Source organism: uncultured Rhodoblastus sp., from assembly GCF_903903185.1.
Taxonomy (GTDB): Bacteria; Pseudomonadota; Alphaproteobacteria; order Rhizobiales; family Beijerinckiaceae; genus Rhodoblastus.
The window spans coordinates 1-11,917 of record NZ_CAIUXT010000069.1; the positions used below are offsets into that span (position 1 = coordinate 1).

Genomic DNA, 11,917 nt, shown 5'->3' on the forward strand with positions numbered 1-11,917 from the left:
TCGCTCATCGCGTTTCGCCGGGCGGTTCCAGAGCAGATTGAAGCTCGATCCCTTTGCTTCAGCCTGGAACAAATTCGCGCGGATCGGCTGTGTGAAGGCAGGATCGTCGATCAGCAACGAGACATACGCTCCGGCCTTCTCGCCGGTACGCTTCCAAGCGGCGCCAACCTCGGGGCCATCGGCACTGTCGCCGGCGTGAATCCGAAAGTCCGGCGCGTTCTCGCCGTCACCAGCATTGGCCGGAACGAGGATGAGTTCGACGTCGATCGTGACCGTACGGAGCCGGCCGTAATAGCCGTCTTGGGTGCGGGTGAAATTACCGATGTGAGCCATGGGAACGTCCTTTCCATTGCAGGGTTGCGGTGGTCTCAGTGCGTCGCGGCACGCCACACGAAGCGGCCGTCGTCTCCTTCGTCGGTCCAAAGAGGAACCGCCCGGCCGACGACAGAACTGGCGGGGAGCGGGCCGAAATACCGGCCGTCCAGACTGTCGAGGACGCCGGGGTTCATCAGAAAAACGTCCCCAACGGCGACGGTCTGACAGCCTTGCCAGTTGGGGAGATCGCGTCCGCGCCGGTCGCGGGCTTGCGCATCGCCGACATCGACACGGTCGATGGTGATATGGAGCCCATGCCGGCAGACGCTCTGTCCCGGCAGCGCCAGAACACGTTTCATCAGGGGCAGGCCGCGCGGCAGGTAGCCGCCATCGGCGAGGAAGCTCGCGACGGGCTCCGGTGGCATGACGGCGACAAGTTCGGTGACGCTCAGCGCGCCCGGCGGCCGCAGAGCGTAGAGGCCGATCGGGGTGCTCGCGCTCGCGTTCCAGATGAGCCTCGGCACAGGCTTGACGAATGCGGCGCCCACGCTCGCCATCGCCGAAAAATAGGTCGCCATGACCCATCCGAAGCGGGTCATGGCTGCGCCCTCCGGCGCAACAGCCACGCATCGTGCTGCGCGCGCGTATAGGGCCGCGGTTCGTGCCCGACGGTCAGGCGGCTGTGGACATGGCGCCAATGATCCGGAGCGATGTCGCCCGGTTCGACGCCGATCGCTTCCACGGCATCGATGGCCTGAAGCACCCGCTCGACCTTCGGCCAGCCATCGATGTGCAGCAGGATTTCGCCGCCGGGACGGACGAAGGGAAGCGTCTGATAGGATTCATGCGCGGCGACGGCGCGCACGATATCGATGCGCGAACTGACGGTTCCGAAGTCGTTGGAAGACCAACGCACGAATGCGAAGATGGCGCCGCTTCGAAAGCCGAGGGTGCGGCGGCGACGGTCGAGAATTTTCTCTTCGACGTGATCGCCGAAGCGTATCCAGTTCTCGATCCTCTTCTCGCACCAGGTCAGTTCGACCCGCGTGAGGCTGTCGGACAAGCGGCCGGCATGCGGCTCTTGCCGATGCGCGGCGGACGGCGTGTTGTCGGTCATGATGCGTCTCCAGAGTCTTCGGGAAATTCGCGCGCCAGCAGCTCGCGCAGCATGTCGGCGACGGTGACGCCGCCCCGGAAGGCGGCGACCTTGATGCGGCCGCGCAAGCCGGGCGTGACGTCGATGGTGAGCCGAGCGGTGAAAGCATCGACCTTCGCCGGAGCACCGGCCGGCATATCCGGCGCCTTGATCCAGCTCTCGGCGTCACCGGGACGGGAGGCAAAGCCGCGCTTCAATTGGCGCTCGGTCATTGGCCGATCCTCGCGATCTCGGCGGCGAGCGCGGCGATCTCGCGCGCGGCCGGACTGTTCGCGTCGAGGTCGGCGACAAGGCGACCGGTGCGTGCGCTGTCGGCGAAGGCGACCCGCTGTCCGATCATGACCTTGAGGACTTGCGGCTGGTGATCGGCCAGCGATTCGGCGGTCTCCCGCGCGATGACGGTGCGCGCGGCGCACCGATTGAGGACAAAACGCGCGGCGAGTTGCGGCCGGAAAATGCGCGCCTCTTCGATCAGCTTCAGCGTCTCGCCCGAAGCCCAGCCGTCGAACGGCGAGGGCTGCGCGGGAACGAGCACGAGATCGGCGGCGAGCAGCGCCGAGCGCATCAGCCCGGCGACACGCGGTGGCCCGTCGATGACGATGTGGTTGGCATCGCGGGCGAGCTCGGGCGCCTCGCGATGAAGCGTGTCACGCGCGAGGCCAACGACCCCGAACAGCCTCGGGAGACCTTCCTTTGCCCGCTGCTCGGACCAATCGAGCGCCGAGCCCTGCGGGTCGGCATCGATGAGGGTGACGCGGCGGCCTTCGCTAGCCCATTGGCCCGCCAGATGAAGCGCCAGCGTGGTCTTGCCGACGCCGCCTTTCTGGTTGAGGAGGGCGACGATCACGACCCGCCTCCGGACTTGGTTGCGAACGGGCGCGTCGAAGCCGCCGCTTGGAGCGGGGAGCGCTCTCCCCGGTCCCGATAGCGCCCCTTTTCCTTCCCGGCAGGCCGCGGTTCGGATCGAGTTTTCCCGCCGCCAACTGCTAAAGAGTTAGAATCTTGGTTAGACTCTAAGTTAAGGACGCGAATGTCGCTTTTTCGTCCGTGACTTACGCCCGATTCCGGTTCCCGATAGCACGAGGGTCGGGTTCCCGATGGCACGATAGCGCCGGTTCCCGATAGCACGACGCTATCCACAGGTTGTCCACAGGCTGCCGGCTCGAAGGCGAGCAGTGTTCGCCCGCCGATTTCGACATCGACGAACAAAGTGTAGCCCGGCAGCGGCTGGCGGCGGATGATGTCCCGAAGCTCGAAAGCAAAGCGCTTGAACGGCGACAGGCTGCCGGATTTCAGATGGAGATGGCGGAAGTCGAATCGCCAACCATTCCGCTGGCGGCCGCCGTGCTTGCGCACAATGCGGTAAAGCCAGCGCTCCATGCCGTCGGTCAGGTCGAAATACGCGCGGTCGATTGTGAGGACGAGCGCATCGTCGAGTACGGCGCGGTAGAACCAGTCGGGGACGATGAGCTCGATGCCGCCAGGATGCCCGTGGCCATCGGCGCGTTCCGTCCATTCATTGATCCAGGAGAAGCGGTGCATCCGCCGCCCGCCCGCCTCTGGCGGGCTGCTTGTTTCCGGCCGAACCCGCGCCAGCGGATTCGGCGGCGGCTGGCGCAGCGATGTCGCGACCGTGGTCGATTGCAGCCGGTCCAGTGCCGCCTTGAGGCGCTGATAGTCACGCAGCGATGTCCCGCGCCCGGTGAAATTGAGTATCTCGTATGGCGTCGCCGCCATCAGGCGCGACGTGCGCAAGCCCGCGTCTCGCGCCTCGACGATCTGAGAAGCAGCCCAGATCAGAACGTCGGCGTCCCAGATCGTGGCCATGCCATGTTCGGGGACGGCCTCGACGCGGATTGCAACGTCGCCCGAACGGAAGTCGATCGGTGTCGAGCGGTGGGATTTGGCGAGACTGAAAAATGGATAAGCCATGAGGTCCAGCGCGTCGCGAGGCGCGAGGTCGCCTGGGAGTGCGTGGAACAGTTCGAGATGCTCGCGTTCCGATCCTGTGCGATGTCGCGTCGACATGAGGGGCGCTGCCGGGAAGGTCAGCGGCGCGTCTGGCCGGCATAAGCCGGCGAGACCGCTGCGTGGCGCTTGGCGGGAAGCACCTCGCCCACGCCAGGGTCGGAGGTCGACGCCTTGGCGCCCCGCGCGACCCACGCCTGCAGATCTTCGAAGTTGTAGACGACCCGGCCGCCGAGTTTCGAATAGCGCGGGCCCGTGCCATAGGTGCGGTGTTTTTCGAGCGTCCGCCCGGAGAGGCCAAGGAACCGCGCCGCTTCGGGCGTGCGCAAATAGCGTGGCGGGAGCTGGGGGATCGCTGCGGACATCGGGGGCCTCCGTGTTGTCGAGGAAGGCCGCCGGTTATTGGCGGCCGTCAGCGATCACGGTGGCGAAGAATTGCCGCGTAGGGGGATGGTGAAGATGGGGGGTGCCGAATTCGCCACCCCCTGCGGGACCAGCGATCTCAGGCCTTGCCCGATCAATCGGGCCGGCGCGGACCCAGGAGATTGCGATAGTCGCCGCGCATCGTGGTGATGCCGGTGCGCACCAGCCGGATGACCGTGTCGCGCAAGGATGCGGTCTTCCATGGCTCCGTGGCGAGGCGGCTCGGGTCGAACAGCGCTTCGGCGATGGCCCGGTAACTGGCGCCCGCCAGGCGCCCGTCGAGGGCGCGCAAGGCCGCGATCAAACGCTCACCTTTACGGACGGGAGCGGTCGGCGTTCGGGGCCGCCCATGCGCAATGAACCGCCAGAAGCGCAGCGCCGCGTCGGCGCGCTGTGGGGCCGTGGCGTCCAGAGGAATGAGCGCGGCCATGGGCATCGCGCCGCTGGGCGGATCAATCAGCCAGAGCTGATGATTGATCCCATCGTCTGTGATCATGACGTGCGTGCCGTCGTCGGCATCGCGCCGCACACTGTCGCTGGGAAAATCCGCTAACGAAACGGATGGTGTCGCAGCGCTGGTGGGTACGGCCGTCAGGACGATGACCGTCGCCAGTTCCTCGGACCGCCAGAAAACCGGTGATTGATCAGCGCGCCGATTTGGATCGGCAAGGAAATCGCAACCCCCAGCGCCGGCCGGGACCATCGGTCCCGTCATCGGCTTGAGCTGGTGCAGATTTGTAGGCGTTTCGGTAGTCAGGGTTACGACGCAGGAATGATGTCGGACGACGGGGCGCAGGCCGCCTTCATTTCCCGCTCCCCTCCGTCCGCCGTTGGCCTGCGCGCCATCCGGCCCAAGCTTCACGGCGCATTCCCGCAATTCCAGGCCCCGGAACCGTGTCGATGAGCGGCCTCCCTTACGCTACCGCGCTCATCGTCGGCGCCGGCCAGGGCGTCAGCGCGTCGGTCGCGAGGGCGCTCGCGGGCGGCGGCGTCAAGGTCGCGCTGGCGGCGCGCAACGTCGCCAAGCTCAACGCGCTCGTGGCTGAAATCGAAGGTCGGGCCTTCGAAGTCGACGCCGCTTCGCCCGAAAGCGTGGCGCGGCTGTTCGGCGATGTGGACGCCAGCCTGGGCGCGCCCGACGTCGTGCTGTACAACGCGGGCTCCCGCCTGCGCGGCGCGATTGTCGATCTCGATCCGCAGGAGGTCCGCAAAGCCATTGACGTTTCCGCCTTCGGCGGTTTTCTTGTCGTGCAACAGGCGGCAAGGCGGATGCTGCCGAACCGGCGCGGCGCCATATTGCTGACCGGCGCCACCGCCAGCGTGAAGGGTTTTGCGCTTTCGTCCGGCTTCGCCATGGGCAAGTTCGGCCTGCGCGGCCTCGCGCAAAGTGCGGCGCGCGAACTGGCGCCGCAAGGCGTCCATGTCGCGCATTTCATCATCGACGGCGCCGTTCGCAGCGCCGACCGCCCCGATCCGCTTGGGCGCCCCGACAGCACGCTCGACCCCGATGCGATCGCGCAGACCTATCTCAGCGTGCTGCGACAGCCGCGGAGCGCATGGAGCTGGGAAATCGAGCTTCGCCCATGGGTGGAAAATTTCTGAGCCCGGCCGAGCGCGGGGCGCCTTCGCGTTTTCGTGCGAACGGGATGTCGGTCCGCGTGAAGAAAACGTTCAAGAACAAAAAGCCTGAAGCGCGTTCGTCGGGCGGAAGTTGTTCGAACGCGCTTCAGGAGAAGCGTTCTCGGCGGCTGGACGGAAACTGGAGGATGGTCCATGTCTTTATCGCTGCTGGCGGCGCAGGCGCCTGAAGAGCTCGAAACGGTATCCGCCAGCCTTGGCTTCGCGGAGCGCGGCGCGGAAAAGCATTATTTCTTCACGTTCGAGCCGCCCGAAGGCGTTTCCCCCACCAATGTGGCGATCGGGGATCGCCGGGTGGCGATCGCCAATGCGCGCCCCGTGGAGGAGCGTCTCTCACTGAATCGGGAAGGCTACGCCGTAGTCCGGCGTCCTACGGCGGTCCGCGACTTCTGGGACGAGGCGCAGACTCTGGCCCTGGGCCATCCCGAAGCGGCGGAGATCGTCAAGGCGGCGACGGGAGCGGCGCGCGTCGTGGTCTTCGATCATACGTTGCGGCGCCGGACCGGCGTTCCAGACCGTTCGCCGGGCGCTCCGCGCCAGCCGGTCGCCCGCGTCCATGTCGATCAGACCGTTTGGTCCGGACCGCAACGCGTGCGCGAGATCATGGGGGAGCAGGCCGAAGATTTGCTGTCGCGCCGCGCCGCCATCGTCAACGTCTGGCGTCCGATCCGGCATCGGGCGCGGGATTGGCCGCTGGCTTTGGCCGACGCCCGCAGCATCGACCCCGCCGACCTCCTGCCCTGCGAACATATTTTCCGCCACCGTCGCGGCGAGACCTACGGGCTCGCCTATAATCCGGCGCAGCGCTGGCAATATATCCCCGATCTCGACATAGACGAATGCATCCTGTTCAAATGCTGGGACTCCGATGAAACGGTCGCGCGTTTCGCGCCGCACTCGGCTTTCGACGATCCGACCACGCCGCCCGGAACGCCGCCCCGCGAAAGCATCGAATTCCGCACCATCGCCTTCTTCGACTGACGGAGGCGATCAAGGCAGTTCAAGTTCGGAGCCGCTCGTTCCGGCAATCTGGCCGCCTCGGGCGTTCAGCCTTGTGACTTGCGCACCCGCGCCTTCACGCGGGCCAGCATTTCAGGAAAACCTCCCTTTCCGGCCGGCCAACCGAGGGAGCGCCGAAGTTCGCCGAGACGCGCCTTGACATCGGCGACCAGCGCGCGGGCCGCCGCCTTGTAAGGTTCGATGAAGTCGTGCGCCCGGTCGCGCCATTTCACGACCCATGCGTAAAAGCGCGCGAACCATCCTATGGTGAGCAACTTGTCGCGCGTGAGGTCGAAGACGAAGGCGACGAGTCCGAGCCCGACGAACTTCAGCAGCACAAAAGTCATGACGCCGGAAAAAAAGTGGCCGCGTGCGATCTGGTCGAGCGCCACGATCTTGAGCGGCTCGATGACCGCGAGCGGAATCAGGAAAAGCAACAACGCGCCATATGGCGGCAGTCGGTCGATCAGCCTCGCCACGGCGTCCTTGAACGCCTGCCAGGGCAGGAGGCCGACAATCCAATGACCGAGCGCGACGGCCTGGTCCCAAAACCAAGCCTCGACCAGAAACAGGACGGCGGCCAAAGTCAGCAGGGCCCGCCTGAAGCGGAGGGTTGCAAGGTTCTCGGTGATCTTCAGGCTCCGTCGTTACGACCCCAGATTCGGAGTTTGGCCCATGGGTCTGACTTGAATATGGCCGCCGCGCGCGCCCGCGCAAGGGGCGACCAGATCCCCGGTCCGCTTTCGCCGATGGCTTCAGTCCTTGCCCCTTCCAACCTTTGCGTAACGCTCAGAGGGCGTCGTGTCCTTTCGAATGCGCGAGGGCGACCAGTTCAGCCAGTTTGCGCGGCTGGGATTCGGCAAGCGCCGCGCCGCGTCCCGACAGGCTGGGATTGGTCATGAAATAATTCTGCGCCGAAAAGGCTTCCTCCTCGGGGCCGGGCGCGATTCGCCTGCCGGTTCCGTCGGCCTGGATTTCCCAGCTCTGGACATTGTCGAGCAGATTGGCCAGCAGGACCTGTTCGAGAATCTGCGCATGCGGCGTCGTGTGCAAGATCGGCAGCAAGGTTTCCACCCGACGGTCGAGATTGCGCGGCATCAGGTCGGCCGAGGAAATGAAAAGCGGCGCATTCGGATTAGGCAGGCCCTGGCCATTGCCGAAAGCATAAATGCGCGAATGTTCGAGATAGCGTCCGACGATCGATTTGACGCGGATGTTCTCCGACAGCCCAGGAACCTGAGGTCGCAGGCAGCAAATGCCGCGGATCGCCAGTTCGATGCGAACGCCGGCGGCGCTGGCGCGGTAAAAGGCGTCCATAATCTGCGGATCGGCTAGCGAATTGCATTTCGCCCAGATCACCGCGGGCCGTCCGGCCCTGGCGTGGGCGATCTCGGCTTCGATCAGACCGAGCAGCCGAGGCTTGGCCGAAATCGGCGAAATCGCCATGCGCTCCAATTCCAGCGGCTCGCCATAGCCGGTGATGTAGTTGAAAATGGCGGCGACGTCGCGGCCGATCGCCGGATGGGCGGTGAACACCGAAAGATCGGTATAGATGCGCGCGGTGATTTGGTGGTAATTGCCGGTGCCGATGTGGCAATAGGTCGTCAGCCCCTCCGCTTCCTCGCGCACGACCATCGACAATTTGGCGTGAGTCTTCAGATCGGCGAAGCCATAGACGACCTTGACGCCGACCCGCTCCATCTTGCGGGACCAGAAAATATTGGCCTCCTCGTCAAAACGGGCCTTGAGTTCGACGACGGCGGTGACGGATTTGCCGTTTTCGGCCGCCTCGATCAGCGCCTTGATGATCGGACTGTCCGAGGAAGTACGGTAGATGGTCTGCTTGATCGCCAGCACGGCCGGGTCGCGGGCCGCCTGCTGGAGGTATTGCAGCACGACGTCGAAGGTTTCATAGGGGTGATGGACGACAAAACCCTTGTCGCGGATCGCGGCGAAGACATCGCCGTCGAATTCGCGGACCCGTTCGGGGAAGCGCGCCTGGAAGGCGGGGAATTTCAGGTCTGGCCTCTCGACCGAGCAGAGCTGCGACAGCCGCGACAGCGCCAGCAGACCCGATTCCTCGACGACTTCATTGGCTTCGACGCCGAGTTCGCGCTTGACGAAATCGCGCAGGCGATCGGGCGTGCCGGCGGCGACTTCGAGCCGAATCACCGATCCGCGCTGGCGCTCCTTGATCGCCGCCTCGAAATCCTTGACCATATTGTCGGTTTCTTCGGCGAATTCGATGTCGAGGTCGCGCACCACGCGAAACAGGCCCTTGGCCTCGATCCGGCAATTGGGGAACAGGCGGTCGGCGCTGAGCTGGATCACGTCCTCGATGCGCGCGAAACGCGCCGCGCCGGCTGGCGCCGGCAGGGCCGCGAACCGCTTGAGCCGGCCGGGGATCGACAGGATGGCGTTGAAACGATGCCCGTCATGGCGGACCACCTCAGCGACGATCGATAATTCGAGATTGGGGATGAACGGAAAGGGATGGGCCGGATCGACCGCGATCGGCGTCACCACCGGGAAAATATGGGAGGCGAAATAGCCTGATACGACATCGAGATCGGCACCGGTCATTTCCGACGGTTCAACGATGAAAATTTGCTGCGCCGCCAATTCGCGGCGCAATTGCCGCCAGCAGGCGTGCTGGTCGGCGGTGAATTGCGTGACCCGCGAAGCCAGCGCGGGGAGAAGCTCGGCGGGCGTCAATCCATCCATCGACGGCGTGGTCACGCCGCCTTCGACCTGTTCGATCACGCCGGAGACGCGGACCATCAGGAATTCGTCGAGATTATTGCCGGAGATCGACAGAAACCGCACCCGCTCGATCAACGGATTGGCCGGGTTGAGGGCTTCTTCGAGAACCCGCTGGTTGAATTCGAGCCAGGATAATTCACGGTTCAAGAACCGAGCCGGGTCATGCGCCCGGACCGCGTCGAGAAGCGGATTCAGGCCCGGTTCGGCAGGGTTCGTATCGATTTCGGAATGTGGGTTCAGCGACATGGGGCAGGCTCCAGATTGCAGAAGACGTTGGGCTACGGCCTTTCGCTCCTCCGCCGGAGGAGAAGCGTATTTCATCCATCGGCATCGGGCCTTCGGACCTGAATCCGTTCAGGATTTGGCCGGGTATTCGAAGAAGCCGCGACCGGACTTGCGCCCGAGATAGCCGGCGTCGCACATCTGCCTGAGCAGCGGGCTCGGACGGAATTTCGGGTCGTTGAAACCCTCGTAGAGCGTTTCCATGACATTGAGGACGATGTCGAGGCCGATCAGGTCTCCCAGCGAAAGCGGCCCCATCGGGTGGGCGGCGCCGAGCTTCATCATCGAATCGACGTCTTCGGGCTTGGCGACATTTTCGTAGACACAGTTGATTGCCTCATTGATCATCGGAACAAGAACGCGATTGACCACAAAACCATAGCTGTCGCGGGAAACCCGCGCCTGCTTGCCGATGGTCCCGACCAGAGCGACGACAGCCGCGCAGACCTCGTCGCTGGTTTGCAGCGCGCGGATGACCTCGACCAGTTGCATCATCGGGACCGGATTGAAGAAATGCATGCCGATCACCCGGCCCGGATGCTGCGACGTCGCCGCGATCCTGGTCAGTGAAATCGACGAGGTATTGGAGGCGAAAATGGTCTCGGGACCGCAGACGCGCTCCAGATCGGCGATGACCGCCTTCTTGACCTCGAATTTTTCCAGCACGGCTTCGACCACAACGTCGCAATCGCGCAATTCCTCAATCGCCGTGGTGGCGGCGATGCGAGCGAGCGCTGCGTCGGAGTCATCTTGAGTCATTTTTTCGCGCGCCACCAGACGACCCAGGCTGTTCTTCACCGTGGCGACGCCATGGTCGAGAGCGGGTTGTGCGATGTCGCGAAGCACCACGCTAAAGCTTGACGCCGCGAAAGCCTGGGCGATGCCAGTGCCCATCGTGCCCGCCCCGATAACCCCGATGCGCCGAATTTCTCTTGCCATTTCCTTCTCCAGCCTGGATTTGTCCCGGACTCGCCCTGGCATGGCTGGACGGCGTCAAAAACGGCGATTCCTCTTTGCCTTGCAAAGGTCGGCGTCGCGCCGGGTCGAGCGACCATTGGCGAATACCGCAACATGGCGGTTGGCGGAAGTTTTTCCGGCGGGGAACCTAGCCGCGCTATTTGACACTTCGGTGAATACCGCTGTCGTCCAAGGAGTTCGCAATCGCATCGAGCCAAACGCGCGACCGGCTGGCCGCGCGCTGTTTGTTCAAATCGCGTTCCCTGAGACGAGCTGTTAAGGACGCGAGCTTAAGCAAAGCGCCGCTCAGGCGACGTTGTGCAGGCCGCCGTCGACATAGATCGTATCGCCGGTCATGCCAGAGGCGCCGCCGCCGACCAGGAAGGCGACCACACGGCCGACTTCGGCGATATCGACAAGACGATGCGCCGGGCTGCGGTTCACCGCCGCCTCGACCAACTCGTCGAAATCGGCGATGCCGCTCGCCGCGCGGGTTTTCAGCGGGCCGGGCGAAACCGCATAGACGCGGATGCCCTTTTCGCCGAGTTCGGCGGCGAGGTAGCGCGTCGTCGCCTCCAGCGCCGACTTGACCGGTCCCATGACGTTGTAATGATTCACCACCTTGTCGGCGCCGTAATAACTCATGGTCAGAAGCGAGCCGCCGTTCTTCATCAATGGTTCTGCATGGCGCGCCATTTCGATGAAGGAATAGCAGGAGACGCGCATTGCTTGCAGGAAGCCGTCCTTCGAGCAATCGATGACGCGGCCATGCAAGTCTTCGCGCGGCGCGAAAGCGATCGAATGGATTACGAAATCGAGCTGCCCCCATTCCTCTCCGATGCGCCTGAACACGTTTTCCATCGCGCCCGGCTCCTCAACGTCGAGCGGCAGCAGCAGGCTTGCCTCGATCTGCTCGGCGAGCGGTTCGACGAAACGCTTGCCCTTTTCGTTGATGAAGGTCAGCGCCAGTTCGGCGCCGAAGGCGCGCAGCTTGACGGCGCAGCCGTAGGCGATGGAATGTTCGTTGGCGACGCCGACGACAAGCCCGCGCTTGCCTTCCAGCATCTGGCCGATGCGCAGGTCCGGATCCCAGACTTTGGGCAGCGGATCGATCTTCAGGGCTTTTTCGTCCATTTTTGCTTCTCCTTGCCGGTTCGGTCGGCGCCCGGCGTTCAGGTCGGCGCGGTGAGCGCCTTGTCTTGCGCCCCGGTAAAGGCGCGGCCATTGCGCCGCCAGTAATCGTAGAGCGTCGCCAGCGCGCATGAGGCAAGCCGCGCGCGGTCGTTGTCGGCTCGGCTGGTCAGAATCACCGGCGCCAGCGCGCCCACCACCAGCCCCGCCGCCTCGGCATGGGCGACGAAGGTCAGTTCCTTGGCCAGCATGTTGCCCGATTCCAGATTGGGCGCGATCAGCACA

General features: G+C 64.5%; 14 protein-coding genes and 1 pseudogene. 2 read left to right on the forward strand and 13 right to left on the reverse strand.

The window, feature by feature from the left end; all coding sequences use genetic code 11:
* The 8 genes from QZY01_RS06330 to QZY01_RS06365 all read right to left on the reverse strand — a co-directional run.
* Nucleotides 1-333, reverse strand: a 333-nt coding sequence (locus tag QZY01_RS06330) for a DUF736 domain-containing protein (RefSeq protein WP_294534774.1), incomplete at its 3' end; no start/stop codon positions are given.
* A gap of 35 nt (nt 334-368) precedes the next feature.
* The gene (locus tag QZY01_RS06335) at nt 369-914 is read right to left on the reverse strand and encodes a S26 family signal peptidase (protein WP_294534776.1); all 546 of its coding nucleotides are present in this window, start codon (nt 912-914) and stop codon (nt 369-371) included.
* Nucleotides 911-1,432, reverse strand: a complete 522-nt coding sequence (locus tag QZY01_RS06340; RefSeq protein WP_294534778.1) for a DUF2840 domain-containing protein — start codon at nt 1,430-1,432, stop codon at nt 911-913. The genes QZY01_RS06335 and QZY01_RS06340 overlap by 4 nt, the downstream gene beginning before the upstream one ends.
* Nucleotides 1,429-1,683 (reverse strand): hypothetical protein, encoded by a 255-nt coding sequence (locus tag QZY01_RS06345; RefSeq protein WP_294534779.1) that lies wholly within the window; start codon nt 1,681-1,683, stop codon nt 1,429-1,431. Before QZY01_RS06345 ends, QZY01_RS06340 begins: the two co-directional genes overlap by 4 nt.
* Nucleotides 1,680-2,318, reverse strand: a complete 639-nt coding sequence (gene parA / locus QZY01_RS06350) for a ParA family partition ATPase (protein ID WP_294534780.1) — start codon at nt 2,316-2,318, stop codon at nt 1,680-1,682. The genes QZY01_RS06345 and parA overlap by 4 nt, the downstream gene beginning before the upstream one ends.
* Nucleotides 2,315-3,499 (reverse strand): replication initiator protein A, encoded by a 1,185-nt coding sequence (locus tag QZY01_RS06355; protein WP_294534782.1) that lies wholly within the window; start codon nt 3,497-3,499, stop codon nt 2,315-2,317. Before QZY01_RS06355 ends, parA begins: the two co-directional genes overlap by 4 nt.
* Nucleotides 3,500-3,519: 20 nt before the next feature.
* Complete coding sequence (locus tag QZY01_RS06360) at nt 3,520-3,804, reverse strand: helix-turn-helix domain-containing protein (RefSeq protein ID WP_174502335.1); 285 nt, start codon at nt 3,802-3,804, stop codon at nt 3,520-3,522.
* A 152-nt stretch (nt 3,805-3,956) separates the two neighbouring features.
* The gene (locus QZY01_RS06365) at nt 3,957-4,724 is read right to left on the reverse strand and encodes a DUF2285 domain-containing protein (protein ID WP_294534784.1); all 768 of its coding nucleotides are present in this window, start codon (nt 4,722-4,724) and stop codon (nt 3,957-3,959) included.
* Between the two features lie 38 nt (nt 4,725-4,762).
* On the opposite strand from QZY01_RS06365, the gene QZY01_RS06370 reads away from it, so the two are divergent.
* Together QZY01_RS06370 and QZY01_RS06375 are read left to right on the forward strand one after the other, a co-directional pair.
* Nucleotides 4,763-5,464, forward strand: coding sequence for an SDR family NAD(P)-dependent oxidoreductase (locus tag QZY01_RS06370; protein ID WP_294534786.1), 702 nt, complete (start codon nt 4,763-4,765; stop codon nt 5,462-5,464).
* Nucleotides 5,465-5,635: 171 nt separating this feature from the next.
* On the forward strand, nt 5,636-6,481 hold the full coding sequence (locus QZY01_RS06375; RefSeq protein WP_294534789.1) for a CmcJ/NvfI family oxidoreductase: 846 nt from the start codon (nt 5,636-5,638) through the stop codon (nt 6,479-6,481).
* Between the two features lie 65 nt (nt 6,482-6,546).
* On the opposite strand, the gene QZY01_RS06380 is transcribed toward QZY01_RS06375, so the two are convergent.
* The 5 genes and pseudogenes from QZY01_RS06380 to QZY01_RS06400 form a co-directional block, all read right to left on the reverse strand.
* Nucleotides 6,547-7,083, reverse strand: a complete 537-nt coding sequence (locus QZY01_RS06380) for a hypothetical protein (protein ID WP_294534791.1) — start codon at nt 7,081-7,083, stop codon at nt 6,547-6,549.
* A gap of 205 nt (nt 7,084-7,288) precedes the next feature.
* Complete coding sequence (locus QZY01_RS06385) at nt 7,289-9,508, reverse strand: RNA degradosome polyphosphate kinase (protein WP_294534794.1); 2,220 nt, start codon at nt 9,506-9,508, stop codon at nt 7,289-7,291.
* A gap of 108 nt (nt 9,509-9,616) precedes the next feature.
* The gene (locus tag QZY01_RS06390) at nt 9,617-10,483 is read right to left on the reverse strand and encodes a 3-hydroxyacyl-CoA dehydrogenase NAD-binding domain-containing protein (RefSeq protein WP_294534795.1); all 867 of its coding nucleotides are present in this window, start codon (nt 10,481-10,483) and stop codon (nt 9,617-9,619) included.
* Between the two features lie 324 nt (nt 10,484-10,807).
* Nucleotides 10,808-11,635: an enoyl-ACP reductase FabI gene (fabI, locus tag QZY01_RS06395; RefSeq protein WP_294534799.1), complete on the reverse strand. Its 828-nt coding sequence runs from the start codon at nt 11,633-11,635 to the stop codon at nt 10,808-10,810.
* Between the two features lie 38 nt (nt 11,636-11,673).
* Nucleotides 11,674-11,917, reverse strand: a pseudogene (locus QZY01_RS06400) (phosphate acyltransferase); the annotation flags it as partial.